Raw genomic sequence first — 25844 nt, 5'->3', positions numbered from 1 at the left:
GCCCCTCAGGAGTCCACATGTCCACCGCATCCAGCGATCCGCGCACGGGTCAGCTCTCGCTCACCGGTCACCTGCCCGTCACGCCGACGGGACAGATCCCGGTCGTGGGGCAGACGACAGCGGGGCCGCGTCCGGTGACGGCTCAGATCCCGGTGATCGACGACCCCGCACGTCGTCCGGATGTGCTGTTGCGCCGACGGATGCCTCCCGGGCACGAGATCAGCGCATGGTGGATGATCGGCGCGTTCGTGGCGGTGTCGCTGGGCGTCGTCGGCCTCATGACGTTCTTCCCCTCCTGAGCTCACCCTCGTCGGTCAGCCGGTCGCGGAGAGCTCCGAGGTCGGCAGCCGTGTGCTCGGAACCGTCACCGCGCTCGACTCCGTCGAGGAGTTCGGGGGCGGTCAGCCGTCTTGTGGTGGATTCGATGGGACGCGGTGTCGACAGCGTGTCGAGTTGGGTGTCGTCGATGCCGGGGAACCGCCGTGCGCTGACGAGCACCCGCGTCTCGAGGGAGCCTGCGAAGCGGTTGTAGCTGTCGACGGTCCGTTCGATGGCGCGGCGGAGATCGTCGGCGTGGCCGGCGAGCGAACCCAGCCGGTGGTACAGCTCGTTGCCCAGATCGAACAGCCGGCGCGCTTCGGTCGACACGTCTTGCTGCGTCCATGTGTAGGCCACCGTCTTGAGGACCGCCCAGAGGTTCACGGGGGACGCGAGCGCGACCCTCCGTCCGAACGCGTACTCCAGCAGGGCGGGATCCTCTTCGAGGGCCGCCGCGAGGAGGGACTCGCTCGGGATGAAGCAGACGACGAACTCGGGGCTCGACGGCATCCCCGCCCAATAGCGCTTCTTCGCGAGAGCGTCGATGTGGGCGCGAACCGCGGCGACGTGCTTCGCGAGCAGGCGACTGCGCCGTGCACCCTCTTCGCCCACCGCCGTGACGGGGATCGCGCTGGCTTCGAGATAGGCGTCGAACGGCGCCTTCGCATCGACGGCCAGGGCCTTCTCGCCGGGGAGGCGCACGATGAGGTCGGGGCGACCGCTGCCGGCGTCGGAGGAGATCGAGGCCTGTGTGTCGAAATCGACGTAGCGGGTGAGGCCGGCGGACTCGACGATGCGGCGCAGCTGCGTCTCGCCCCAGACACCGCGCGTCCCATTGGAGCGGAGGGCGCCCGCCAGCGACTCCGTCGTGGCTCGCAGCGCCTCGTCCGACTCCTGCGACCGTCGCAGCTGCTCGGCGAGCGAGCCGAACTGCTCCTGCCGGTCGCGTTCGAGGTGATCCACCTTCTGCTGCATCGCCGTCAGGGTCTCCTGCACGGGGGCGAGGGCGCGGAGCACCGTCTGCTCGCGACGCTCCCGCTCGTCCCGAGCCGCCTGCTCGGCGTGCACGCGGCTCGTGACCTCGCGATGAAGAGCCCGCTGCTGGTCCAGTTGGGCCTGCAGCGCGTCACGGGCCGCCTCGGCGGCCGAGGCGCGCGCCTGCAGGTCCGTGCGGCGGTTGGCTTCACGAGCGGCGACGAACGCGCCGGCGGCCAGGGCGCCGGCGATCAGGCAGATCACGGCGAGCACGGTGGCGAAAGCGGCATCCATGACGTTCATCGTGCCCGAGGGGTCGGACATCGCGCCGTCGCCGCGCGGCGGCAGGGCCTCAGGAGGCGGGGGCGGGTACCGGCTGCGGGATCTGCGGGATGCGGACGCCGAGCAGCATCGCGAGCTCGACGAGGTCGCCGGCACCGGCTCGCGCGCCCGCATCGATGACGATCTGCGCGCACGCCAGGGCATCGGCGGTCGCGTCGTGGTGGGCGAAGTCGAGGTGACCGGCGGCCGCCGCGACGAACGGCAGGCGATAGGACGGCAGGTCGTAGGTCTTCCGTGCGACGTGCAGGCTGCACAGGTAGCGCGCGGGCGGGGCGACGTGTCCCGTCACCTCGCAGGCGCTGCGCAGCACCCGCATGTCGAACCCCGCGTTGTGGGCGACGAGGATGTCGTCGCCGACGAAGTCGAGGAGGCGCGGCAACTGCTCGACCCACGTCGCGGCTGATGCGACGTCGCTCTCTCGAATGCCGTGGATGCCGACGTTGATCTCGAAGAACCGGTCGTGACCCGCGGGAGGGCGGATGAGCCAGCCCTCGGAGGCGACGACGCGGCCGTCGCGGACCCGGGCGAGCCCCACCGCGCAGGCCGAGGCGTTCGAGGAGTTCGCCGTCTCGAAGTCGATCGCGGTGAAGTCCAGGCCCATGTGATCCACCTTCACCGCCGATCCCGACGGGGATGCGGAGGCGCGCCGCCGCCGGTCCGGACCGGCGGACCGCACGGCGGCGGCCCGCCCGCCGCGTAGAGTGGATGCCCGTGGCTCTCACCATCGGAATCGTCGGACTGCCCAACGTCGGCAAGTCCACCCTCTTCAACGCTCTCACCAAGAACGACGTGCTCGCGGCGAACTACCCGTTCGCGACGATCGAGCCGAACGTCGGCGTGGTGAACCTGCCGGACCCGCGTCTGGACGTGCTCGCCGGGATCTTCTCCTCGGAGCGCATCCTCCCCGCGACGGTCTCGTTCGTCGACATCGCCGGTATCGTCCGCGGTGCGAGCGAGGGTGAGGGCCTCGGCAACAAGTTCCTCGCCAACATCCGCGAGGCCGACGCCATCGCGCAGGTGGTCCGCGGCTTCGCCGACGACGACGTCGTCCACGTCGACGGGGCCGTGAACCCGAAGAACGACATGGAGACGATCAACGCGGAGCTCCAGCTCGCCGACCTCGAGACGCTCGAGAAGGCGATCACGCGGTACGAGAAGGAGGTCCGCGGCAAGAAGCTCGACCCCTCGGTGCTCGAGACCGCGAAGGCCGCGCAGGACGCCCTCCAGCGCGGTGAGCTCCTCGCCGCATCCGGCATCGACCTCGCCCCCATCCGCGAGCTCGGCCTGCTCAGCGCCAAGCCGTTCATCTTCGTCTTCAACGTGGACGAGGCCGTCCTGATGGATGCTGCCCGCAAGGCGGAACTCGCCGCCCTGGTCGCGCCCGCTCAGGCCGTCTTCCTCGACGCGAAGATCGAGTCCGAGCTCGCCGAGCTCGACCCGGAGGACGCCGCGGAGATGCTCGCGTCGACCGGTCAGGAGGAGTCGGGTCTCGACCAGCTCGCCCGTGTCGGGTTCGACACCCTGGGCCTGCAGACCTACCTGACGGCCGGCCCTAAGGAGGCCCGCGCCTGGACGATCGGCAAGGGCTGGAAGGCGCCGCAGGCTGCGGGCGTCATCCACACCGATTTCGAGAAGGGCTTCATCAAGGCCGAGGTCATCTCGTTCGAGGACCTCGTCGCGACCGGCTCGGTCCAGGAGGCCCGCGCCAAGGGCAAGGCGCGCCTCGAGGGCAAGGACTACGTCATGCAGGACGGCGACGTCGTCGAGTTCCGTTTCAACAACTGAGGATCCTCCCATGACACAGATTCAGCGCCAGGTGTTCGACGCCGAGGCTCGTGCCATCCCGTTCATCGACGAGGGAGAGGGTCCCGCTCTCGTCCTCATCCCCGCGCAGGGTCTCGACGTCGCCTACCTCGGCGGCCTCGCGAGCATCCTCGAGGAGGAGGGGTTCCGGATCGTCCGCATCGGCTCCCGCCGTCCCGGCGGCGCCGCGGCGTCCATGCACGATCTCGCGCAGGATGTCGTCGACGTCCTCGACCACCTCGGGGTCGGCTCCGCGTGGATCGGCGGTCACGCGTTCGGCGGCGCCGTCGCTCGCACCGTGGCGCTGGATCACCCTGGTCGTGCCAGCGGCGTGCTCCTGCTCGGCGTCGAAGCGGCCCGCGCCCTCGATGACGACGCGGCCCGTGCCCTGCACAGCGCCTTCTCCGCCCCCGTGGACGCGCCGGACACCGACGCCGTCCGCGCCCTGGTCGGACCCGGGATCTCCATCCCGGTGGCGTGGGATGTCTTCGCGCGGTCGCGCGACCTCGACGTCGAGGAACTCCAGAGCGCCGCGCTCGCCTCGACACCGGTCGCCGAATGGGCGAGCCTCGCCTCGTCGTTGCCGATCCTCATCATCCAGGGCGCCGTGGACCCGATCACGCCGCCCGCGAACGGCGACGACCTCCAGGCGACCGCGGCAGACCGGACGAGCGTCGTCCGCCTGCCGGATGCGGGACACCTGTTCCCGATGACGCATCCCGGTGAGACGGCGTTCCAGATCGAGGACTACCTCGGCTGGGATTGACGGCCGCGGCGCCGGTCAGCGGCGAAGCGTCTCGTGGGGGAGTTCCCCGAACTCCGCCCGGTAGTGCTGAGCGAACCTCGGGAGGTGGGCGAACCCCCACCGTCGGGCGATCTCTGCGACGGTGATCGCCTCGGCATCCGCTGACGTCAGGTCGCGGTTCACTGCCACGAGCCGAGCCGCACGGACGTACGACGCGGGCGTCACGCCCAGCGTCCGCTGGAAGGCGCTTTGGAGGCCCCTGACGCTGAGACGGGCCGCGGCGGCGATGTCGGCGACGCTGAGCGGCTCGCCGAGGTGGTCGTCGATGAAGTCCGTCGCACGGGTGACGGCCGCGGAGCCGCCAGTCGACTCGCCCGTTTCGGCGTCGATGCCGAAGGTGCTGACCGTCGCGGCGAAGACGGCGTCGACGGCAGCCTGTCGGATCAGGTCGTTGCGAAGGAGGGTCTCGTCGTCGAAGATCCGACTCACATGAGCGATCGTCGCCTCCCAGTGGTCCTGCAGGTCCGACGTGAGGGCGCCCCGATGCGGGAAGCGTCCGGCGGAGCTGAGGTCACGGCCCGAGAACGCTCCGAGCGCCGCGAGATCGAGGCCGATGGCCTCCGCATCGGCCGTCGAGGACCATGTCTCGGCTGAGCCGGGCGTCAGGAGGAAGGGGGCGCTGACGTCCAGAGGCGAGTCGTTGCTCACGGCGCGCACCCCGCCGCTGGCGACGCGACCGACGGCGACGTATCCCGACACGTCGACGTGCGCGTGGAGGAAGCCCGTGGTGCGGAGCCGGGTGAGCCTGAGCCTGTCGTCCCCGAGGGTCCGCTGATGCAGTGAGAAGGCCGAATCCGCCTCGCGGATGGTCACGCCCGAGGCGACATGACGGAGCGCCTCTCCGGCGGACTTGATGTCGAACGCCTCGCGCGTCGTGTCGAGGACGCGGGAGGCGCCGTCAGCTGGCATGCCTCATCTTCTCGACCTCATCAGATGGATCCGCTGGATGCCGGCACCGAGGCGCCCTGCGGCTCGGGCACGACGTACAGGCCCGTCGGGGAGTTCGCGACGTGGCTCAGCGCGTCAAGCCAGGCGGGGTTGAGCGAAGGCTGTCGGCTGCCGAAGTACTGCCAGTGCAGGTCTGCACCAGGATGCAGCCACACGACCTGACGCCCGTCGCCGAGGCTCTGATCGTTCCGCCACATGAATGTGAACGCTTCGCCGCGGCGCAACTTCGTGGTGATGACCAGCTGCAGGTGCGCCAGCAGGCGATCCTCGAAGTCGGCTCGGATGCGGTCGTTGTAGATGAACTTGCCCACGGGGTCCTTTCGGCGTTCGTGATATCCATTATGCGCACATCATCCGTAATACGCAGTATCAGAGGCGTCCCGAGGGGCACCGCGGGACGTACCCTGGGAACGAGGGTCCCGTCGGACCGCAGTCGACAGGGGAGAGAAGGACAGCGTGCCCGCGCTCCGTGAGCATTTTCGCTCCGCCGATCTCGGTGAGGCGGAGGCCTACATCACCCGCAGTTACGGGAGTGTCGATCTCGACGCACAAGACCTCACGTTCGAGGAATCGAGCGTCGGGGACGAGCGATTCGCGCTGCGGCGTCTGAACATCGGTGGCGGATACAGCGCGGAGTGCGACCTCGACGCGATCATTGTGGTGCACAGCGACGCACGGTACGAGTGGGAGATCGACGGCGAACGCGGCGACGCGGCGGATCCCGTCCTCTTCCAACCCGGATCGACCCTCGCCTGCCGCCTCCAGGACACTCGCGTGCAGGTGGTCGCGTTGCCGATGGACGCGTTGACGGACCTCGCCCGGACCGTCTACAACGATGACACCCTCACGGTGCGTTTCGACGGCACGCGTCCCGCCGACCCGACGCTCCTGCGTGCCTGGCGATCGGCGTCCGCTCTGGCGTTCTCCGCCGAGGCGACTCTCGACAACGATCTCGCGCGCGCCTCCATGTTCCGCTCGATCGCGGTGTCGACGCTCGAAGCGTTCCCGCTCATCGGCGATCGCGCCCAGCGCGTGGAGAGCGTCGCCCAGCAGCAGCGGGCCTACCGCGCTGCGGTGTCGTTCTTCGAGCAGAACGCCTCACTCCCGATCACGGTCGACGACGCGGCGGCGGCGGCCGGTGTCGGAAGCGGTGCGCTCCGACGCGCATTCCGGGCGCACTCTGTCGCGGGGCGCTCTCCGCTGGAACACCTCACGGCCGTCCGACTGGACGCCGCCCACGCAGACATCGTCGGAACCGCGATGGGGTCGGTCGACGATCTGAGTGAGATCGCGTCGCGGTGGGGGTTCACGGAGGAAGGGCTCCGTCGGCATCACCTGGCCGCGTACGGCACCCGCCCCGAGGATCTGCTCGGCGTCTGACGCTCCAGCCCTACTCCGCGTCGGCTTCGGGCTGCCCCTGTCCGGGTCCCGGACGGAACGCGGCATCGTCGGCGATGTCGACCCGGGTGACGCCATCGTGCTCCGTCACCAGATAATGCGCCTCGGCGGAGGGGGCGCCCCGGTCCTCGGGACCCTCCACGTCGGGGGCGAGGTCTTCGGGTCCGCTGTCGGTCGTGTCCATCTCGGTGTCCTTCCGGTGGTTCGGTCGTCACGATAGATGCCGCGCCGAGGCGGTGCTCGGGGCTTGCTCCGGACCGGGACCCCGGGTAAGCCGCCGCGAGGCAGGCGACGCACAGGCGGGGATGGCAGGCTGGACGCATGCCCGTCGCCTCGCCGCCTCCGACGTCCGTTCGATCCGCGTGGTCCCGTATCGCCGCGTTCTCGGCCGGTCTCGCGGCACTCCTCATCTTCACGGTCGCCGGCCCCGCGTCCGCGCACGACGAACTCCTCGGCAGCACGCCCTCGCCGAACGAGCAGCTGAGCACGGCCCCCACATCGGTCGTCCTCACCTACTCCGCCGCGATCCTGCACGAGGGGGCCGAGATCGTCGTGCTGGATGCCTCGGGCAAGGACTGGACCGACGGGGACCCCGCCATCGACACGAACACGCTCACCGTCCCCGTCGCCTCGGGCATGCCCGAGGCGGGGTACCTCGTGGAGTGGCGGGTCGTCTCCAGCGACGGTCACCCGATCAGCGGCACGATCCCCTTCGCGGTCGGCGACGCGACGCCTCTGCAGTCCTCGCAGGCGACCCCGGATGCCGGTGGTGACGGCATCTCTGTGGTGCCGTTCGTCGTGGGCGGCATCGTCGTCGTGGTCGTCGTCGCGGTGGTCGTCGCGATCGCGGTGGCCCGTCGACGCACGACGCCCCCGTCGCGCGACTGAGTCGCGGCCGGGGGCGTCGGGTGCGGGGGGTCAGACGGTCTGCGCCGCGTGACGTCCTTCGGCGATCTCCTCGACCAGCTTGGCGTTGAAGGCCGGCAGGTCGTCGGGCGTGCGGCTCGAGACGAGCCCGGCGTCGACGACGACCTCTTCGTCGTGCCAGGTGGCCCCGGCGTTGACGAGGTCGGTGTGGAGGCTCGGGTAGCTCGTGAGCGTGCGACCGCCGAGGACGTCCGCCTCGACGAGCAGCCACGCCGCATGGCAGATCGCCCCGACCGGCTTGTGCTGGGCGAAGAAGTCGCGGGCGAAGCGCACGGCCGAGGCATCCAGTCGGAGGTCGTCGGCGTTCACGACGCCTCCGGGGAGGACGAGCGCGTCGTACTCGGCTGCGTCGGCGTCGTCGGAGGTGACGTCGACGCGCTGCTCGTGCCCGTTCTTGCCGGTGATGCTGCCCGAGTCCGGAGCGATCATGATCGCTGCGGCCCCGGCATCCGTCACGGCCTGCCAGGGGGAGGTCAGTTCGCTGTCTTCGAATCCATCGGTCGCGAGGAAGGCGACGCGCTTTCCGGTGAGGGTGCTCATGCCCTCGACGCTAAGCGGCGCGGCGCGGGAGGTTCAGGCCCTTGACCCCTGAGCCGGCGCCGGTTACGCGGCGTAGCATGGACGGCATGGCCACCTCGAACCTGCCGACCCCGTCCCTGCAGCCGATCTCGACGCTGTCGAACGCGACGGAGGACACGGACGCCCTCGAACTCCTGGACGAGGGCGCATCGTGCTGCGGCGGGGGCTGCTGCAGCACCAACTGACCCGCGGTGCCTCGGCCTGAGGCCTCGCTTCGCCGCGGTCAGTGCGCGAGCGCAGGGGCTCCGTCCGCGTCGGTCTCGGCGGGCTTGCGGACGAACAGGGCGAGCCCGACCGCTGCGGTCGCGACGATCGCCCCGACCACGAACGCCGCGTGGACGCCGTCCGCCTTCGCGAGCACCTCACCGCTCCCGTCCGCCATCCGCGCGGCGGTGGTCACGGTCATGATCGTCACGAAGAGAGCGGTCCCGGCAGCGCCGGCGACCTGCTGGAGCGTCCCCACGGTCGCCGACCCGTACGGGTAGAAGCGGCGGGGGAGTGAGCCGAGCGCCGAGGTCAGCAGTGGCGTGAACGTCAGGCCGAGTCCGAGGTTCAAGGCGAGGTGCACCGCGATGACGAAGGGCACCCCGGTGTTCACGTCGAACAGCGTCATGCCCCACAGGGCGGCGGCCGCGATGATCATGCCCGGGATCACGAGGGGCGTGGGGCCGAAACGGTCGAAGGCGTTGCCGACGAACGGCGCCATGACACCCATCAGGATGCCGCCGGGAAGCAGCATGAGCCCGATGCCGAGGACGTCGAGGCCGAGCACCTGCTGCAGGTAGATCGGCAGCAGGACGATGGAGCCGAACAGCGCCGCGAAGACCACGACCACCAGTACGACCGCCAGCGAGAAGGTCCGGGTCTGGAACGTGCGGAGGTCGAGGAGTGCACTGTCGGTCTTCTGCAGGTGAAGCTGACGCAGCACGAACAGGACGAGGGCCACGGCGCCGACCGCGAGGGGGATCGCGACGGGGATGGGAGCGTGCCCCGACGCGGACTCGCCGATCGCGCTGAAGGCGTAGATGAGCCCGCCGAAGCCGAGTGCGGACAGCGGAACGGAGAGGACGTCGAAGCGGGCGTCGGCGCGCGTCTCGGTGACGTTCTTCACCCAGACCGCGCCGAGGGCGATCGCGATGAGGGCGATGGGGAGCATCACCCAGAAGATCGCGTGCCAGGTCAGCGTCGACAGGATCAGACCCGAGACCGTGGGTCCGATCGCGGGGGCGACGGCGATGACGACGGTGATGGTGCCCATCATCCGGCCGCGGTGAGACGGCGGGACGATGTTGAGGACCGTCGTGAACAGCAGCGGCATCATGATCGCGGTGCCGCTCGCCTGCACGATGCGCCCCGCGAGGAGGAACCCGAAGTCGGGGGCGAGGGCGGCGATCAGAGTGCCCGCCGCGAACAGGCTCATGGCTGTGAAGAAGACCGTGCGGAGGGGGAAGCGCTCGAGCAGGAAACCGGTCAGCGGGATGACGACCGCCATCGTCAGGAGGAAGCCCGTCGTGAGCCACTGGCCGGTGGCGACGGTGATCCCGAGGTCGGCGACGATGTCGGTCAGGGCGACGCTCATGGTCGTCTCGTTCAGGATGACGACGAAGGCGGCGACGACGAGCAGGGCGATGACCGGCCCGGTCCGGCGCGGAGCCGACTCGGACGAGAGGGTGGGCGTGGAGGCGGTGTCCGACAGGGGCACGTGAGTCCTTCGACAGAGGGGCGGGGCAGCTGGCGCGAGAGAGCGCATGCGACGCGGGTCGTTCAGCCTAACCGGCGCGCACCGCCGCGCATTCCCGCGCGGCCGGTGGTGTCGCGGCGGGGCTAGGGTGACGGGATGAGCATGGGCGGACCCGGAGGCGGTCGCGGCGGGTTCCGCGCTGTCGACGAGGCGGCGCAGCGAGAGCGCAACGCGTCGGCTCCCCGCATCCCGGATCTCGGTCGACGCGTGGTCGCCCTCTTCCGTCCCTACCGTCGCCGGTTGGTCGTCACGGCGATCCTCGTGGTCCTCGGTGCGGCGGTCGGGGTGATCCCGCCGCTGCTCGTCCAGCGCATCTTCGACGACGCGCTCTTCCCCGTCGACGGGTCCGCGCCGCAGCTTGGGCTCCTGGGCGTCCTCGTCCTCTCGATGATCGGGCTGTTCGTCCTCGGCGCGGCGCTCGGGATCGCGCAGACCTGGCTCACCTCGACCGTCGGCAACCAGGTGACGGGAGACCTGCGGGTGCGCATGTTCGCCCACCTGCAGGCGATGGACCTCGGCTTCTTCACACGGACGAAGACGGGCGTCATCCAGTCGCGGCTGCAGAACGACGTGGGCGGGGTGTCCGGCGTCCTCACCAACACGGTCACGAGCATCCTCGGCAACACGGTCACGGTGATCTCCGCGCTCGTCGCGATGCTCCTCATCGACGTCCGGCTGACCCTCATCGCCGTCGTCATGATGCCCGTGCTGATCCTCGTGCAGCGACGCGTCGGGCAGGTGCGCGCCCGCATCGCCGGACAGACGCAGGAGTCCCTGTCGGAGCTCAGCGCCATCACGCAGGAGACCCTGAGCGTCTCCGGCATCCTGCTGTCGAAGTCCTTCAACCGCCAGCGGGCCGAGTCCGACCGCTACGCCGCCGAGAACCGCACGCAGATCGGACTGCAGGTGCGGCAGGCGATGAGCGGGCAGGGCTTCTTCGCCGTCGTGCAGATCATCATGTCGTCGGTCCCGGCGATCATCTACCTCGTCGCGGGCTTCTTCATCACGGGGGACGCCGTGCCCATCACCGCGGGCGCGGTCGTCGCCTTCACGACGGTGCAGGCGCGCCTGCTCATGCCGCTCATGGGGCTCATGCGCGTCGCGCTGGACGTGCAGACCTCCCGCGCGCTGTTCGCCCGCATCTTCGAGTACCTCGACCTGCGACCGGCGATCGCCGACACCGCGGCCGCGGCCGACGTCGCGGACGCACCCGGCCCGGTCGGCCGGATAGAGTTCCGGGGCGTCTCGTTCCGGTATCCGGATGCCGGGCCTGACAGCCCGGCAACGCTCGACGGCGTGTCCTTCGTCGCCGAGCCGGGGCAGCACGTCGCGTTCGTGGGGCCGTCCGGTGCCGGCAAGACGACGATCCTGTACCTGGCGCCGCGGCTCTACGAGCCCACCGCGGGGACGGTCCTGTTCGCCGGAGCCGACCTGCGCTCGCTCGCGCAGGCGTCGGTGATCGACCGCATCGGGATCGTGTCGCAGGAGACCTACCTCTTCCATGCGACGATCCGCGACAACCTGCGGTACGCGAGGCCAGACGCCACGGATGCCGAGATCGAGGCGGCGTGCATCGCCGCCAACATCCACCACGTCATCGCCGGCTTCGAGGACGGGTACGACACCGTCGTGGGCGAGCGCGGATACCGCCTGTCGGGCGGCGAGAAGCAGCGGATCGCGATCGCCCGCGTGCTGCTGAAGGACCCGCCGGTGCTGCTGCTCGACGAGGCGACCTCCGCGCTCGACACCGTCTCGGAGCGGGTCGTCCAAGAGGCGATCGACGAAGCGGCCCGGGGCCGGACGACACTGTCGATCGCGCATCGACTGTCCACCGTGATCGCCGCCGACGTCATCCACGTCGTCGAGGCGGGGCGCATCGTCGAATCCGGTACCCACGCCGAGCTGCTGGCCGCCGGCGGTCTCTACGCAGAGCTGGCCGCGCAGCAGGTCGCCGCGGGCAGGATCGAAGGCGCGGGCTAGAGCGCGCTCACCACCCGCTCGCGGCGGTCACGAGCGGAGCGGATGCCTCGTCGACCGTCACGCCCTCGCGCGCGGCGCGATCGGCGAGATCGCGAGTGAAGGCGCCGAGCAGCTGCCGGTACGCGTCGTCGGGGTGATGCTCGGCGACCCGGACGAGGCCCGGGACGTCCATGTCGAGGATGAGGCGGACGCGAGCGCGAGCGGCGGCCGGGTGTCCGGCGGTGTCGAGGACGTCGATCCCGCCGCGCATCCCATCGAGGTAGTCCCGCAGCACCGACACGGCGTGACGGCGCTGGGTAATCGAGGTGCCGTCGGCGCGCTCGCGCCAATGGACGACGACGTCGGGGATCACGTCGATCGCCGAGGCGGCGACGTACATCTGCTGGGCGACCACCTGGTCCTCGTAGGCGCGCTCCTCGGTGAAGCGGAGTCCCGCGCGACGCCAGAGGTCGATGCGGCTCACCTTCGACCAGGCGACGATGTTCCCCGACACGTCGGGGTGGTCTGCGAGGGTCGTGCGTCGCCGGCCGGGGGAGGTGGATGCTGCGACCCACGGCTGGACGACACCGGGGGAGTAGTGACCGGCGGCATCCGCGCGCAACCGCACGTAGGCGCCGACGGCGATGTCGCTGCCGGAGTCCTCGAGGCTGCCGACGAGCAGGTCCAGCGCCCCGGGGGTCATGACGTCGTCGGCGTCGAAGAACCCGACGTAGGGGGTGTCGACGAGCGCGAGCGCCTCGTTGCGCGAGGCGCCGAGTCCCTGCGCGACCTCGTGGCGCACGAGCGTGAAGCGCGGGTCGTCGGCGGCGGTGGCGGCGAAGATCTCCGCCGTCGCGTCGCGGGAGGCGTCGTCGACGAGGAGGGCGCGGAAATCCGTACGCGTCTGTGCGCGCAGCGAGGCGAGGGCTTCCTCGGCGAACGCGCCGACGTCGCGTCCGGGCACGATCACGGTGACGGTCGGGGTGCTCATCACCGCGATCGTACCGCCGCGACCGATGCGGCGACCGCGTCGGCGAGGGGCACCGGGTCGATCTCGGCGCGGTGCCCGAAGCTGAACCGGACCGACGTCTGCGCGACCTCGGGGGCGACGCCGAGAGCGAGGAGCACGTGCGACGGCTCGTCGCTGCCGGCCGCGCACGCGGATCCGCTCGAAGAGACGACACCGCGACGCTCGAGCTCGAGGAGGACCGCCTCTCCGCTGACCCCGGCGAAGGTGAAGCTGGCCGTCCCGGGGAGCCGGCGCGACGGATGCCCCGTGAGACGGGCCTCGGGGACGAGGGCGAGCACGCGCTCGGTGACAGCCTGTCGCAGCGCCGAGACCCGCTCCGACGACGTTCCGCGTTCCCGTTCGGCGAGCTCGAGGGCGACCGCCAGTCCCACGGCGCCCGCGACGTTCTGCGTGCCGCTGCGGCGATCGCGCTCCTGTCCGCCCCCGTGGAGGAGCGGTTCCAGGGGGATGCGGCCGCGGATCGCGAGTGCTCCGATGCCCTGCGGTGCGCCGATCTTGTGGCCGGCGATCGACAGGGCGTCGGCGCCGGTTCCCGCGAGGGGGAGCCAACCGGCGGCCTGGACGGCGTCGAGGTGGAAGGGGACGCGTGCGTTCGCCGTGACGGCGGCGAGGCCGGCGGCATCCTGCACCGTCCCGATCTCGTTGTTCGCGTAGCCGAGCGACACGAGCGCCGTGTCGTCGCGCAGCGCGTCGGCGAGGACACCGGGGGAGACGAGGCCGTCCGCATCGACCGGGAGTCGTGTGACCGCCGTGCCGTGGACCCGTTCGAGGTAGTCGACGGAGGCGAGGATCGATTCGTGCTCCACGGCGCTCGTCACGACGTGCCCGGGACGGCCGTGACGGAGGAGTCCCGCGAGGACGACACCCTTGATCGCGAGGTTGTTCGCCTCCGTCGCGCCCGAGGTGAAGATCACATCGCCCGGCCGCATCCCGAGGACGGCCGCAACGCGACGTCGCGCATCGGAGAGGACGGCAGCGGCGTCCTCTCCGACCGTGTGGTGGCTCGACGGGTTGCCGTAGCGCTCTCCGAGGAAGGGCAGCATCGCCTCCCGCACCTCGGGACGGACGGGGCCCGTCGCCGCGTGATCGAGGTAGAGCACCTCAGGCCTCGTCGATGCGGACGTCGAGTCCCAGGTCGAGAGCCCGCGCGGAATGTGTCAGCGCACCGACCGAGATGACGTCGACCCCGGTCTCGGCGATCGCACGTACGGTGTCGAGCGTGACCCCGCCGGACGCCTCGACCGTGGCCCGCCCCGCCACCTGGAGGACTCCCGTCCGGAGGTCGGCGAGCGTGAAGTTGTCGAGCATGATCGTGCCGATGCCGGCGGCGAGCACCGCCTCGATCTGGTCGAGACGGTCGACCTCGACCTCGATGTGGGCGGTGTGGGGCAGGCGGGTCTTGGCGTCGAGGATCGCCTCGGTGACCGACAGCCCCGAGCGGGTGAGGACGGCGAGGTGGTTGTCCTTTGCCATGACAGCATCCGACAGCGAATGGCGGTGGTTGGCGCCGCCGCCGCTGCGGACCGCGTGGCGTTCGAAGGCGCGCAGGCCCGGTGTCGTCTTCCGGGTGTCGGCGATGCGCACGCCCGTCCCGGCCACCGCGTTCGCATATGCGGCGGTCACGGTCGCGATACCCGACATGCGCTGGACGAAGTTCAGGCCGATCCGCTCCGCGGTCAGGATCGCGCGGGCGGGGCCGGTCACGACCGCGAGGACGTCCCCCGGCGCGAAGCGGGCGCCGTCCGTCGCACGCACGTCCACCTCGACCCGGTGGTCCGTGAGGGTGAACGCGGCGGAGAAGACGGTTCCGCCGCTGAACACGCCGGTTTCGCGCGCGACGAGTTCGGCCGTCGCGGTGGCGGATGCCGGGATCAGCGCCTCGCTCGTGATGTCACCCCACGGGGCGTCCTCGAGGAGGGCTGCGCGAACGGTGGTCTCGATGACGGCGGGTGAGAGCATCACGCAGCCCCTTCCAGGTCGGTTCGGACGCGCACGTCGGCGGAGGCCGGTTCGTCCGTGCGCTGGTGGGAACCCACCGAGCCCGTCCGCGCGAGCGCGGCGGCGACCGTGAGCTCCGCGACGAGCAGGAGGTTGGCGTCCTCGTGCTCCGCCAGGGACACCGGCGGCGTGGCGGAGGTGCGCCAGGCCGCGAGGGTGCGGGCCGCGCGGCGGAGGCCGTCGCCGTCACGCGTCACCCCGGCATCCGCCCACATGAGCTCCTGCAGCGCGCGCCGGGTGAAGGGCGGGTGCGGGATGCCGTCGGGCGCCGCTCCGACGACGGCGGGGGTGCCGGCGGGCACCGGCCACGCCGCGCCGTCCGTGGCCGCGGCATCACCGGCGCGGGCGCCGAACACGGCGCCCTCGAGGAGGGAGTTCGAGGCGAGACGGTTCGCCCCGTGGACGCCGGTCCGCGCGACCTCTCCGACCGCGTACAGGCCCGGGACGTCGGTGCGGCCGTCGAGGTCGGTGACCACGCCGCCCATCAGGTAGTGCGCGGCCGGCGTCACGGGGATCGGCTCGCGCGCCCAGTCGAGCCCGCGCGAGCGGACGGCGGCGTCGATGGTCGGGAACCGGGCGGCGAGGAACCGTGATCGCTCGTCGGGGTCGGAGCTGTGCACCGCGGTGGCGTCGAGGAGGACGGGACGCCCGCCCTGGCGCGCCATCGCGGCGGTGATCGCACGGGCGACGACGTCGCGGGGCGCCAGCTCGCCGTCCGGGTGGACGTCGAGGGCGAACCGGCGTCCGCTCTCGTCGCGGAGGACAGCGCCCTCGCCGCGCACGGCCTCCGAGACGAGGAAGGCGTCGCCCGTGACGAGCACCGTGGGGTGGAACTGCACGAACTCGAGATCTCGGACGGCAGCGCCCGCCCGGACGGCGAGGGCGATCCCGTCACCGGTCGCCACGGCAGGGTTGGTGGAGTGGGCGAACAGCCGGCCTGCGCCACCGGTCGCGAGGATCACGGCGTCCGCCTCGATGCGCCCGCCGCCCAGGGTCTCCACACCGGCGACGCGACCCTCCCGGCGGACCAGGTCGGTCACGTACGTGTGCTCGAGGACGCGGATGCCGCTCCGACGGATCTGCTCGACGAGGGCGCGCTCGATCTCCGCCCCGGTCGCGTCGCCCCCGGCGTGCAGGATGCGGGGGAACGAGTGCGCTCCCTCGAGGCCCGCGCGGAGCGTCCCGTCGGCGTCCCGGTCGAACCGGACGCCGGCGGCGATCAGGTCCCGGATGCGATCGGGGCCTTCCGTGACCAGGACGTCGACGGCGCCCGGATCGGCGAGTCCCGCCCCGGCGACGAGGGTGTCGTGCGCGTGGTCGATCGTCCGGTCGCCGGGGGAGAGCGCGCCCGCGATGCCGCCCTGCGCGTACCGTGTGTTGGCTTCGGCGAGCGCGCTCTTGGTGACGATCGTGACCGTCGAGCCACCGGCATCCGCGTGGAGTGCGGCGGTCAACCCGGCGATGCCCGAGCCGACCACGACGACGGTGGTCACGGCTTGGCCGCCAGCATCCGCTCGAGGGCGACGCGCGCCGGCTGGGCGACATCGGCCGGCACGGTGATCCGGTTGCGGACCTCTCCGGCGACGAGCCCCTCGAGGATCCAGGCGAGGTAGCCCGGGTGGATCCGGTACATCGTCGAGCACGGGCAGACGACCGGGTCGAGGCAGAAGATCTCGTGCTGCGGGAACTGCGCCGCCAAGCGTTGGACGAGGTTGATCTCGGTGCCGATCGCGAACGTCGTGGGCTCGGTGGCGGCGGCGATGGCCTTGCGGATGTAGTCCGTCGATCCCGCTTCGTCCGCCGCGTCCACGACGTCCATCGGGCATTCGGGGTGCACGATCACCCGGACGCCGGGGTGCTCCGCCCGCGCGGCGGCGATCTGGTCGACCGTGAACCGGCGGTGGACCGAGCAGAAGCCGTGCCAGAGGATGACCCGGGCGTCGGCGAGCTCCGCCTCGCTCGATCCGCCGAGCGCTTTCCGCGGATTCCACATCGGCATCTGCTCGAGGGGGACGCCCATGGCCTTCGCCGTGTTGCGGCCGAGGTGCTGGTCGGGGAAGAAGAGCACGCGACGTCCACGGGCGAACGCCCACTCGAGGACCGTCCGCGCGTTGGACGAGGTGCAGACGATCCCGCCGTGTCGGCCCACGAAGCCCTTGATCGCGGCGGAGGAGTTCATGTACGTCACGGGGATGACGGGGAGCAGCCCCTCGGCATCCGGGGCGTCCATGTCGCCGTAGACGTCGGCGAGCTGCTCCCAGCACTCCTCGACCTGGTCGATGTCGGCCATGTCGGCCATCGAGCACCCGGCGGCGAGATTGGGGAGGATGACGGCCTGCTCGGGGCGGGAGAGGAGGTCGGCGGTCTCGGCCATGAAGTGCACACCGCAGAAGACGATCGCCTCGGCGTCGGGGTGCTCGAGGGCGGCGTTGGCGAGCTGGAAGCTGTCGCCGACGTAGTCCGCATGGGTGACGACCTCCTCGCGCTGGTAGAAGTGGCCCAGCACGACGACGCGCTCGCCGAGGGTGTGCTTCGCGGCGACGATGCGGGCCGCGAGCTCGGCCTCATCCGCCTCGCGGTACTCGGCCGGGAGCTGCCCCTGTCGCGGAGCACCGGTCGGGATGACGTCGCCCATCGACGAGCCGGGTCCGTAACCGGGGCGGGTGTCGAAGGTCCACGGGCCGGCCGCGAGGTCGGTGTTGCAGGTCTCGGCGGTGGTCTCGCCGGCGACGATCGCCTGGATCTCGTGATCGACGCTGGGATCGATCGGTCGGGTATCGATCGGTCGCGGCTGCAGGGTGACGGGGGTTGCGCTCATGTCGGTTCGGGTCCTTCACTGCGGGAGCGGGCCGCGGTCGGCCAACTCGACGTCCTGGTTGTAGCGGTAGAGGCGGGCGGGCCGGTGGCTTCCGGTGCGGAAGTCGTCGGTGGGGATGAGGGTGTCGGATCCCTCCACCTGGCGGCGGAAGTTGGCGGGGTCGAGGCGCCTGCCGAGGATCGCCTCGTACACCTCGCGCAGCTCGGCGAGGGTGAAGCGGTCCGGGAGGAAGCCGTGGGCGATGCGGCTGTAGCCGACCTTGTTGCGCAGTCGCCACAGGGCGTAGTCGACGATGTGGTTGTGATCGAAGGCGAGCGCGGGGAGGGCCGTCGCATCGAACCAGGCGACATTGTGCTGTTCCGTCGCTTCGGTGACGTCCTCGCGCACGAGCGCCCAGTACACGATGGAGACGACCCGACCGGGGGAGCGGCCGAGGTCGCCGAACGCGTAGAGCTGTTCGAGATAGCTCGGTGAGAGCCCGGTCGTCTCTGCGAGGGTGCGGGATGCCGTGGCCTCGAGGTTCTCCGCGGGGTCCACCCACCCGCCGGGCAGAGCCCACTGACCCTCGTGCGGGTCGCGCGTCCGGCGCACGAGCGGCAGCTCTATGCGGGCGTCGTCGGCCTCGCGGCGCAGGCGGAAGATGACCGTCGACACGGCGACGCCGATGGGGGTGGAGGGAGTTGTTCTTGTCATGGTGACCTTAAGTACGGGACCGATCTTAAGGTCACTTCGACACGAACCGCAACACGGACGGTGACACGAACGGTGACACGAACCGATTTCCCAGCAGCCGCGTCCTACGCTGATCACGAGTGACCGCCGGCTCTCCCGGGCGGACTCGTCAAGGGAGGCCGCCGTGCTCGTCGTCGACATCATCGTCGTGCTCGTGCTCATCGCCGCACTGTTCGGCGGACTCCTGCGCGGTCTCGTCGCGACGGCGGGCACGCTGATCGGCGTCGTGCTCGGCGCCGTCCTCGCTGTCTGGCTGACGCCCGTCATCGCTCCGACCTTCGCGGGGTGGGAGTACCGCAGCCTCGTGCTCGCGATCATCGCGCTGGCCATCGTGGTCCTCCTCGCCTCCCTCGGCACGGCGGTGGGCGCTCGCGTGCGCCGACGGGTCGATCGGGTCAAACTCGCCCCGCTCGACCGCATCCTGGGCGGTCTCGTCAACACCGCCGCAGCCGCCCTCGTCCTCCTCCTCGCGAGCGGGGCGATCGTCGGATCCGGGATGCCGGTGGTCGCCCCCGCCGTCGCCTCCTCGCGCGTGCTCGGCGCCATCGACGCGCTGACCCCGCCGGCGGTCGATTCGGCGCTCGCCGAGTTCCGCGGATTCATCGTCGACGAGGGCATCCCGCGCGTGGGCGAACTGCTCGCGCCCGAAGTCGAGCCGACGGCACCCCCGGTCGCGCTCGACGATCCGCAGCTCGAGCGGGCCGGGGCATCCGTCGCCCGCATCAGCGGCAACGCGTACGCGTGCGGCGCGTCCCTGACGGGATCCGGTTTCGTGGTGGCGACCGACCTCGTCGTCACGAACGCCCACGTCGTGGCCGGTGTCGACACCCCGCTCGTGGAGCTCCCCGGTCGCGATGCCGAGGAGGGGCGAATCGTCTACTTCGACCCGATCGACGACCTCGCGGTCATCAGCGTCTCGGGGCTCGACGCCCGCCCGCTCCCGATCGTGGGCGACGTGGCGGCCGGCACACCGGTCGCCGTGCAGGGGTACCCCCTCGGCGGTCCGTTCACCAGCAGTGCGGCATACGTGCTGTCGGTGGGCGACGCGATCGTCTCGGACATCTACGAGAAGAGCTCGCAGCCACGCGAGATCTACGCGCTCCAGGCGGACGTCCGGCCCGGCAACTCGGGCGGACCGCTGCTCACCGAGGCGGGCGAAGTGACCGGTGTGGTCTTCGCCCGAGGCCAGGACGACGCATCGCGCGGCTACGCGATGACGACCGACGAGCTCCGCCCCGCGCTAGAGGTCTCACCCGACGCGGCGACGGTCTCGTCGGGGGAGTGCACGAGCGACTGACGCCGTATCGGCGCAGCGGGCCCCGATGATAGGCTCGCGCTCACAATCGCACACCGGACCATCGCGTCTGCTCGGGAGAAGCCCTCGTGGCTGCCGAAGGAGCAATCCCTCCCCGGAATCTCTCAGGCCCCCGTACCGAGCCGACATGGTCACTCTGAAAAGCGGCATCCTCGGATGCCCGCCGACGGGGCAAGCGGGCATCGCCCGTGAAATCTCTCAGGCCGATGACAGAGGGGGAGGAACTCACCCGCATCCCGCTGCGCCGTCAGGAGTTCCGTTGTTCCCACCGTCTCACCCACCCGCTCGATCATCGCGATGACTCCGAGCATCGGCGTCTTCGACCTCTTCACCGTCGGTATCGGGCCGTCCAGCTCGCACACGGTGGGACCGATGCGAGCCGCCGCGGACTTCGTCTCCCGTATCGACGCCGACGCGGCGACGCGCGTGCAGGTCGATCTGTACGGCTCCCTCGCGGCGACCGGTCGCGGACACGGCACGCTGACCGCCGTCCTGCTCGGGCTCGAGGGCCTCGAGCCCGACGTGGTCCTGCCCGCCCAGGTCGAGGAGCGGACGGCCGCGATCGCCGACGAGCGTCGGGTGCGCGTGGGCGGCACGGGCGAGGTCCCGCTGTGCGAGGACGACGTCATCCTCCACCCCCTCACGATCCTCCCGGGGCACACCAACGGGCTGCGGCTGCGGGCCTGGGATGCCGCGGATGTCCTCCTCGACGACGCCGTCTACTACTCGACCGGCGGCGGCTTCATCGTGCGCGACGGCGAGCAGGCGCAGGCGGGGGCGACGGCATCCGTCCCGTTCCCCTTCGAGACCGCGGCGGAGCTCCTCGCCCACTGCGACCGCGAGGACCTGTCGATGGCCGAGATCCAGCGCCGCAACGAACTCGTCTCCCGCACCGGCGACGAGATCGACGGCGGCATCCTGCATCTCGCCGACGTCATGAGCGAGAGCGTCGTCTCCGGTGCCTCGCGCGAGGGGATGCTGCCGGGCGGCCTGCGGGTCCCGCGCCGCGCGCCCGCCTGGCGCAACAGGCTGCGCCTCGACGACCCGACGGGCGACGATCCCGCCCTCTGGCAGGAGTGGGTGAACTTCGTCGCCCTCGCGGTCAACGAGGAGAACGCGTCCGGCGGGCGGATCGTGACCGCACCGACGAACGGCGCCGCGGGGATCATCCCCGCCGTCCTGCACTACGCGACCCACTACGCGGCGAAGGGGCGGTCTCGCGACGAGGTCGTCATCCCCTTCCTGCTCACCGCGGCCGCGATCGGCGTCCTCTACAAGGCGCGTGCCTCGATCTCGGGCGCCGAGGTCGGTTGCCAGGGCGAGGTCGGGTCCGCGTCGTCGATGGCGGCCGCGGGACTCGCCGAAGTCCTCGGAGGGACGCCCCGGCAGGTCGAGAACGCCGCCGAGATCGCCATGGAGCACAACCTCGGTCTCACGTGCGACCCGATCGGCGGTCTCGTGCAGATCCCGTGCATCGAACGTAACGCGATCGCCGCGGCGAAGGCGATCAACGCCGCCAAGATGGCGCTGTGGGGCGACGGCACCCACCGCGTCTCGCTCGACGAGGTCATCGTGACCATGCGCGAGACGGGGCGGGACATGAGCAGCAAGTACAAGGAGACGGCGCTCGGCGGCCTCGCGGTCAGCGTCGTGGAATGTTGAGCGGAGACGGCATGACCGAGACCACGACCGAGCCGCGGCGATCGCCGCTGCATGAGCTGCACGAGCGGCTCGGCGCATCCTTCACCGATTTCGGCGGCTGGCTGATGCCCGTCCGCTACACGTCGGACCTCGCGGAGCACCACGCGGTGCGGGGGAGCGCGGGACTGTTCGACATCTCGCACATGGCGGAGTTCCGCATCGAGGGTGCGGGGGCGGCGGACTTCCTCGACCGTGCCCTCGCGGGTCGGCTCTCGACGATGAAGGTGGGAAAGGCCAAGTACTCCCTCGTCCTTGCGGACGACGGCGGCATCATCGACGACGTCATCGTGTACCGCATCACCGAGGACGAGTTCCTCGTCATCTCCAACGCGGGCAACCGTGCCGAGGTCGCGGCCGCCTTCGCCGCCGTCGAGGCCGGTGACGCGCGCATCGAGGACATCACCGACCGGATGTCGCTCATCGCCGTGCAGGGCCCGGCGGCCCGCGGCATCCTCGAAGCCACCGCGGGGATCGAGGACGTCGATCCCGCGTTCGCGGACATGACCTACTACTCCTGGGCGCTCGGGTCGTTCCAGGGTCGGAGCCTGTTCGTCGCCCGCACCGGGTACACCGGCGAGGACGGCTTCGAGCTCATGGTGCCGAACGAGACCGCCGAGGGCCTCTGGCACGCCGTCTCCGAGGCGGGCGCCGCGCACGGGCTCGTGCCCGCCGGTCTCGCCGCCCGCGACACGCTCCGCCTGGAGGCGGGGATGCCGCTCTACGGCCACGAGCTCTCGCGGGACATCGCCCCCGCGCAGGCCGGGCTCGGCCGCGTCGTCGCCCTCGACAAGGAGGAGTTCGTCGGCAAGGACGGTCTCGCCGCCCGCGACCTCGACGGCGCCCCCGTCCTCGTCGGTCTCGCCGCCGAGGGCCGCCGCGCCGGTCGTGCAGGCTACGCCGTGCTCTCCTGCGACGAGACCGTCGGCGAGATCACCTCGGGAGCCCTCAGCCCGACCCTCGGCCATCCCGTCGCGATGGCCCTCGTCCACCCCTCGGCATCCGCTGAGGGCACCGTCCTGACCATCGACGTCCGGGGGACCCGCATCCCCGCGACCGTCACCGCCCTCCCCTTCTACCGGAGACAGAAATGACCGACCTCACCGCCCTGTCCTACACCGCCGAGCACGAGTGGATCGCCTTCGACGGCGACGTCGCGACCGTCGGCATCACCGACTACGCCGCCGAGAAGCTCGGTGACGTCGTCTTCGTCGAGCTCCCCGCCGTCGGCACCGCCGTCACCGCGGGCGACACCTGCGGCGAGATCGAGTCGACCAAGTCCGTCGGCGAGCTCTACGCGCCGCTGACCGGAGAGGTCGTCGAGGTCAACGACGCCGTCGTGGACGACCCGTCCTCCGTCAACGCCGGTGCCTTCGACGCGTGGCTCGTCAAGATCAAGGTCGACGGGGCGCCCTCGGGCGACCTCCTCGATCGCGACGCGTACGTCGCACTGACGGGCGGCGACGCGTGAGCTCGACCTTCCGCGACCGCCACATCGGCACCGACTCGGCCGCGCAGGCCGAGATGCTCCGCGTCCTCGGCCGCGACTCGGTCGAGGGTCTCGTCGACACGGCTGTGCCCGATGCGATCCACGTCGCCGAGCGCGACAGCATCATCCCGCCCGCGGCGACCGAGGCGGAGGCACTCGCGGAGCTCCGCGAACTCGCGTCGCAGAACCGCTCCGCGCGCGCGATGATCGGCCTCGGCTACTACGACACGCTGACCCCGTCGGTCATCCAGCGGAACGTCCTCGAGAACCCGTCCTGGTACACGGCGTACACGCCGTACCAGCCCGAGATCTCGCAGGGCCGCCTCGAGGCGCTCATCAACTTCCAGACGATGGTGACCGACCTCACGGGACTCGCGACCGCCAATGCGTCGATGCTCGACGAGTCGACGGCCGTCGTCGAGGGGATGCTGGTCGCCCGCCGCGCCTCGAAGTCCGCGTCGAACGTGTTCCTCGTCGACGCCGACGCGATGCCGCAGACGAAAGCGCTGCTGCACCACCGCGCCGCCGCCGTCGGCGTCGAGATCCTCGAGACCGATTTCTCCGAGGTCCCCGAGGCGTTCGGCGCCTTCGTGCAGTACCCCGGCGCGACCGGTCGGGTCTGGGACCCGTCCGACGTCATCGCCGCCGTGCAGGCGCAGAAGGGACTCGTCGTCGTCGCGGCCGACCTCCTCGCGCTCACGCTCCTGCGCTCCCCGGGATCGATGGGCGCGGACGTCGCCGTCGGGACGACGCAACGCTTCGGCGTGCCCATGGGCTTCGGCGGACCGCACGCCGGCTACATGGCCGTCCGCGCCGGTCTCGAGCGTCAGCTGCCGGGGCGCCTGGTCGGCGTGTCGATGGATGCCGCGGGCCAGCCCGCCTACCGTCTGTCGCTGCAGACCCGGGAGCAGCACATCCGCCGCGAGAAGGCGACGTCGAACATCTGCACCGCCCAGGTGCTGCTGGCCGTCATGGCCGCGATGTACGCCGTCTACCACGGCCCCGACGGGCTCAAGCGGATCGCCGAGGAGACCACCGCCAAGGCGTCGCTCCTGCGCTACTGGCTGGTCGGGTCGGGCGCCGAGGTCCTGCACGAGGCGTACTTCGACACGCTCGTGGTCCGCACTCCGGGACGCGCGGAGGACGTCATCGCCGATGCGCGCCGCCGCGGCTACCAGCTGTGGTTCCGCGACAGCGACTCGGTCGGGATCTCGGTCGACGAGACGACGACCGTCGCGGACCTGCAGGCCGTGGCATCCGTCTTCGGCGTCGACTCGTCGAAGGTCTTCGTTCCCCTCCGGGACCGGAACGCCCACCTGCCGGCGGCTCTCCGTCGCGTGGACGAGTACCTGACGCATCCGGTGTTCAACACGCACCGCTCCGAGACCGCCATGATGCGGTACCTGAAGCAGCTCGCCGACCGCGACTACGCGCTCGACCGCGGCATGATCCCGCTCGGCTCGTGCACGATGAAGCTCAACGCGGCGACCGAGATGGCGGCGGTGTCGTGGCCCGAGTTCGCGCGGGTCCACCCGTTCGCGCCGGCCGACGACGTCGCGGGCTACCTCGTCATGATCGAGCAGCTCGAGGCGTGGCTCGCCGAGGTCACCGGGTACGACGCGGTCTCGCTGCAGCCGAACGCCGGGTCGCAGGGCGAGCTCGCGGGGCTCCTCGCCATCCGCGGCTATCACCACTCGCGCGGCGACCTGCACCGGGACGTCTGCCTCATCCCGTCGTCCGCGCACGGCACCAATGCGGCATCGGCCGTCCTCGCGGGGATGCGGGTCGTCGTCGTCGCGTGCGACGAGGCCGGCAACGTCGACCTGGCGGATCTACGAGCCAAGGTCGAGACGCACGCCGACAGCCTCGCGGCGCTCATGATCACGTACCCGTCGACGCACGGCGTCTACGAGCACGACGTCATGGACATCACCGGTGCCGTCCACGCCGCCGGCGGTCAGGTGTACGTCGACGGTGCGAACCTCAACGCGCTGCTCGGGTTCGCCCGCTTCGGCGACCTGGGCGGCGACGTGTCGCACCTGAACCTGCACAAGACGTTCGCGATCCCGCACGGCGGCGGCGGGCCCGGTGTGGGTCCCGTCGCGGCGAAGGCGCACCTCGCCCCGTTCCTGCCCTCCCACCCGATGGCGCAGCGAGCCGAGCACGCCGGCGGTCACGTGTTCGACGGCGGTCCGGTCTCGGCGGCGCCCTACGGCTCGGCATCCATCCTGCCGATCTCGTGGGCGTACGTGCGGATGATGGGCGCCGACGGCCTTCGTCAGGCGACCGCCGCCGCGGTGCTCGCGGCGAACTACGTCGCGCGTCGCCTGGAGGGCCACTACCCGGTGCTGTACGCGGGGGAGGGCGGGCTCGTCGCGCACGAGTGCATCCTCGACCTGCGTCCACTCAAGGAGGCCACGGGTATCACGGTCGACGACGTCGCCAAGCGGCTCATCGACTACGGCTTCCACGCCCCGACGATGTCGTTCCCGGTCGCGGGGACGCTCATGGTGGAGCCGACGGAGTCCGAGGACCTCGCCGAGCTCGACCGCTTCGTCGAGGCGATGATCGCGATCAGGGCCGAAGCGGATGCCGTGGCCGCGGGGGAGTGGCCGGCGAACGACAACCCGCTGGTGAACGCGCCGCACTCCGCGGCATCCGTCGTCACCAGCGAGTGGGCGCACCCGTACCCCCGCGAGATCGCCGTGTACCCCGTACCCGGCATGGTGCGCACGAAGTACTGGCCGCCCGTCCGCCGCATCGACAACGCCTACGGCGACCGCAACCTCGTCTGCGCCTGCCCCCCGATCGAGGCCTTCGCCTGAGGCGGCCGGGCGCCGGGCCCCTTTTCGCGAGACTGCACGCTGACGCCGAGACCGCGGGCTAACACCTCGGTCTCGGCGCGTCCGTGCAGTCTCGCGGCGCGGGATGCTGCCGCCCCCGCGGACCCCGGAGCGCCGCCGCACGAG

At 71.1% G+C, this 25844-nt stretch carries 25 protein-coding genes and 2 riboswitches; of the genes, 12 read left to right on the top strand and 13 right to left on the bottom strand.

Annotated features, from left to right (window positions below; genetic code table 11):
• Window positions 1-17 precede the first annotated feature (17 nt).
• Window positions 18-299, top strand: a complete 282-nt coding sequence (locus tag AC4NN1_RS03585; RefSeq protein WP_018188317.1) for a hypothetical protein — start codon at window positions 18-20, stop codon at window positions 297-299.
• On the opposite strand, the gene AC4NN1_RS03580 is transcribed toward AC4NN1_RS03585, so the two are convergent.
• Both AC4NN1_RS03580 and AC4NN1_RS03575 read right to left on the bottom strand, forming a co-directional pair.
• On the bottom strand, window positions 277-1617 hold the full coding sequence (locus AC4NN1_RS03580) for a DNA recombination protein RmuC (RefSeq protein WP_491954561.1): 1341 nt from the start codon (window positions 1615-1617) through the stop codon (window positions 277-279). The genes AC4NN1_RS03585 and AC4NN1_RS03580 overlap by 23 nt on opposite strands.
• A gap of 28 nt (window positions 1618-1645) precedes the next feature.
• Complete coding sequence (locus AC4NN1_RS03575) at window positions 1646-2236, bottom strand: 3'-5' exonuclease (RefSeq protein WP_491954560.1); 591 nt, start codon at window positions 2234-2236, stop codon at window positions 1646-1648.
• Window positions 2237-2346: 110 nt separating this feature from the next.
• Here AC4NN1_RS03575 and ychF point away from each other — a divergent pair, with 110 nt between their 5' ends.
• Together ychF and AC4NN1_RS03565 are read left to right on the top strand one after the other, a co-directional pair.
• Window positions 2347-3420 carry a redox-regulated ATPase YchF gene (ychF, locus tag AC4NN1_RS03570; protein ID WP_018188314.1) on the top strand — a complete coding sequence of 358 codons (1074 nt, stop codon included), beginning with the start codon at window positions 2347-2349 and terminating at the stop codon, window positions 3418-3420.
• A gap of 10 nt (window positions 3421-3430) precedes the next feature.
• The gene (locus AC4NN1_RS03565) at window positions 3431-4204 is read left to right on the top strand and encodes an alpha/beta fold hydrolase (RefSeq protein ID WP_018188313.1); all 774 of its coding nucleotides are present in this window, start codon (window positions 3431-3433) and stop codon (window positions 4202-4204) included.
• Between the two features lie 15 nt (window positions 4205-4219).
• Here the strand turns inward: AC4NN1_RS03565 and AC4NN1_RS03560 are convergent, their stop codons facing one another.
• Together AC4NN1_RS03560 and AC4NN1_RS03555 are read right to left on the bottom strand one after the other, a co-directional pair.
• Window positions 4220-5152, bottom strand: coding sequence for a helix-turn-helix transcriptional regulator (locus AC4NN1_RS03560; protein ID WP_018188312.1), 933 nt, complete (start codon window positions 5150-5152; stop codon window positions 4220-4222).
• Window positions 5153-5172: 20 nt separating this feature from the next.
• Window positions 5173-5502, bottom strand: a complete 330-nt coding sequence (locus AC4NN1_RS03555; protein ID WP_018188311.1) for a DUF7882 family protein — start codon at window positions 5500-5502, stop codon at window positions 5173-5175.
• 145 nt (window positions 5503-5647) lie between these two features.
• Between AC4NN1_RS03555 and AC4NN1_RS03550 the strand changes: the two genes are divergently transcribed.
• Entirely contained in the window at window positions 5648-6571 is a 924-nt protein-coding gene (locus AC4NN1_RS03550; RefSeq protein WP_363458593.1) for a helix-turn-helix transcriptional regulator, read from the top strand.
• 10 nt (window positions 6572-6581) lie between these two features.
• Here the strand turns inward: AC4NN1_RS03550 and AC4NN1_RS03545 are convergent, their stop codons facing one another.
• Window positions 6582-6773, bottom strand: a complete 192-nt coding sequence (locus tag AC4NN1_RS03545) for a hypothetical protein (protein WP_020097075.1) — start codon at window positions 6771-6773, stop codon at window positions 6582-6584.
• A gap of 137 nt (window positions 6774-6910) precedes the next feature.
• On the opposite strand from AC4NN1_RS03545, the gene AC4NN1_RS03540 reads away from it, so the two are divergent.
• Window positions 6911-7477: a copper resistance CopC family protein gene (locus AC4NN1_RS03540; protein WP_020097076.1), complete on the top strand. Its 567-nt coding sequence runs from the start codon at window positions 6911-6913 to the stop codon at window positions 7475-7477.
• 30 nt (window positions 7478-7507) lie between these two features.
• Here the strand turns inward: AC4NN1_RS03540 and AC4NN1_RS03535 are convergent, their stop codons facing one another.
• A complete protein-coding gene (locus AC4NN1_RS03535; protein WP_018188307.1) occupies window positions 7508-8056 on the bottom strand; it encodes a type 1 glutamine amidotransferase domain-containing protein in 549 nt (182 codons plus the stop codon).
• Window positions 8057-8142: 86 nt separating this feature from the next.
• Here AC4NN1_RS03535 and AC4NN1_RS03530 point away from each other — a divergent pair, with 86 nt between their 5' ends.
• Window positions 8143-8280 carry a hypothetical protein gene (locus AC4NN1_RS03530; protein ID WP_020097077.1) on the top strand — a complete coding sequence of 46 codons (138 nt, stop codon included), beginning with the start codon at window positions 8143-8145 and terminating at the stop codon, window positions 8278-8280.
• A 38-nt stretch (window positions 8281-8318) separates the two neighbouring features.
• Here AC4NN1_RS03530 and AC4NN1_RS03525 read toward each other — a convergent pair whose 3' ends face one another.
• On the bottom strand, window positions 8319-9797 hold the full coding sequence (locus AC4NN1_RS03525; RefSeq protein ID WP_491954559.1) for an MDR family MFS transporter: 1479 nt from the start codon (window positions 9795-9797) through the stop codon (window positions 8319-8321).
• A gap of 141 nt (window positions 9798-9938) precedes the next feature.
• Between AC4NN1_RS03525 and AC4NN1_RS03520 the strand changes: the two genes are divergently transcribed.
• A complete protein-coding gene (locus AC4NN1_RS03520) occupies window positions 9939-11816 on the top strand; it encodes an ABC transporter ATP-binding protein (RefSeq protein ID WP_491954863.1) in 1878 nt (625 codons plus the stop codon).
• Window positions 11817-11823: 7 nt separating this feature from the next.
• Here AC4NN1_RS03520 and AC4NN1_RS03515 read toward each other — a convergent pair whose 3' ends face one another.
• From AC4NN1_RS03515 to AC4NN1_RS03490, 6 genes are read right to left on the bottom strand one after another with little or no spacing between them, the layout of a single operon-like run.
• The gene (locus AC4NN1_RS03515; protein ID WP_491954558.1) at window positions 11824-12786 is read right to left on the bottom strand and encodes a glycosyltransferase family 2 protein; all 963 of its coding nucleotides are present in this window, start codon (window positions 12784-12786) and stop codon (window positions 11824-11826) included.
• On the bottom strand, window positions 12786-13925 hold the full coding sequence (locus AC4NN1_RS03510) for a cysteine desulfurase family protein (RefSeq protein ID WP_491954557.1): 1140 nt from the start codon (window positions 13923-13925) through the stop codon (window positions 12786-12788). Before AC4NN1_RS03510 ends, AC4NN1_RS03515 begins: the two co-directional genes overlap by 1 nt.
• A 1-nt stretch (window position 13926) precedes the next feature.
• Window positions 13927-14784: a carboxylating nicotinate-nucleotide diphosphorylase gene (gene nadC, locus AC4NN1_RS03505; RefSeq protein ID WP_491954556.1), complete on the bottom strand. Its 858-nt coding sequence runs from the start codon at window positions 14782-14784 to the stop codon at window positions 13927-13929.
• Window positions 14784-16316 (bottom strand): L-aspartate oxidase, encoded by a 1533-nt coding sequence (nadB, locus tag AC4NN1_RS03500; RefSeq protein ID WP_491954555.1) that lies wholly within the window; start codon window positions 16314-16316, stop codon window positions 14784-14786. The genes nadC and nadB overlap by 1 nt, the downstream gene beginning before the upstream one ends.
• Window positions 16313-17641, bottom strand: coding sequence for a quinolinate synthase NadA (gene nadA, locus AC4NN1_RS03495; RefSeq protein ID WP_491954554.1), 1329 nt, complete (start codon window positions 17639-17641; stop codon window positions 16313-16315). The genes nadB and nadA overlap by 4 nt, the downstream gene beginning before the upstream one ends.
• 15 nt (window positions 17642-17656) lie before the next feature.
• Window positions 17657-18334 carry an NUDIX hydrolase gene (locus tag AC4NN1_RS03490; protein WP_491954553.1) on the bottom strand — a complete coding sequence of 226 codons (678 nt, stop codon included), beginning with the start codon at window positions 18332-18334 and terminating at the stop codon, window positions 17657-17659.
• Window positions 18335-18497: 163 nt separating this feature from the next.
• Between AC4NN1_RS03490 and AC4NN1_RS03485 the strand changes: the two genes are divergently transcribed.
• The 5 genes from AC4NN1_RS03485 to gcvP all read left to right on the top strand — a co-directional run bounded on the left by AC4NN1_RS03485 (window position 18498) and on the right by gcvP (window position 25700).
• Window positions 18498-19670, top strand: a complete 1173-nt coding sequence (locus tag AC4NN1_RS03485) for a MarP family serine protease (RefSeq protein ID WP_020097083.1) — start codon at window positions 18498-18500, stop codon at window positions 19668-19670.
• A 62-nt stretch (window positions 19671-19732) separates the two neighbouring features.
• Window positions 19733-19818, top strand: a riboswitch (glycine riboswitch).
• A 1-nt stretch (window position 19819) separates the two neighbouring features.
• Window positions 19820-19911, top strand: a riboswitch (glycine riboswitch).
• 74 nt (window positions 19912-19985) lie between these two features.
• Window positions 19986-21350 (top strand): L-serine ammonia-lyase, encoded by a 1365-nt coding sequence (locus AC4NN1_RS03480; RefSeq protein ID WP_491954552.1) that lies wholly within the window; start codon window positions 19986-19988, stop codon window positions 21348-21350.
• Window positions 21351-21361: 11 nt separating this feature from the next.
• On the top strand, window positions 21362-22480 hold the full coding sequence (gcvT, locus tag AC4NN1_RS03475) for a glycine cleavage system aminomethyltransferase GcvT (RefSeq protein WP_336123879.1): 1119 nt from the start codon (window positions 21362-21364) through the stop codon (window positions 22478-22480).
• Window positions 22477-22857, top strand: a complete 381-nt coding sequence (gcvH, locus tag AC4NN1_RS03470) for a glycine cleavage system protein GcvH (protein WP_018188294.1) — start codon at window positions 22477-22479, stop codon at window positions 22855-22857. Before gcvT ends, gcvH begins: the two co-directional genes overlap by 4 nt.
• The gene (gene gcvP, locus AC4NN1_RS03465; RefSeq protein ID WP_491954551.1) at window positions 22854-25700 is read left to right on the top strand and encodes an aminomethyl-transferring glycine dehydrogenase; all 2847 of its coding nucleotides are present in this window, start codon (window positions 22854-22856) and stop codon (window positions 25698-25700) included. The genes gcvH and gcvP overlap by 4 nt, the downstream gene beginning before the upstream one ends.
• The last annotated feature ends 144 nt before the right edge of the window (window positions 25701-25844 follow it).

Source organism: Microbacterium sp. MDV22-iso44 (genome assembly GCF_058629135.1).
The sequence above is the reverse complement of the archived record's forward strand: the minus strand, read 5'-3'. Positions and strand labels throughout refer to the sequence as shown.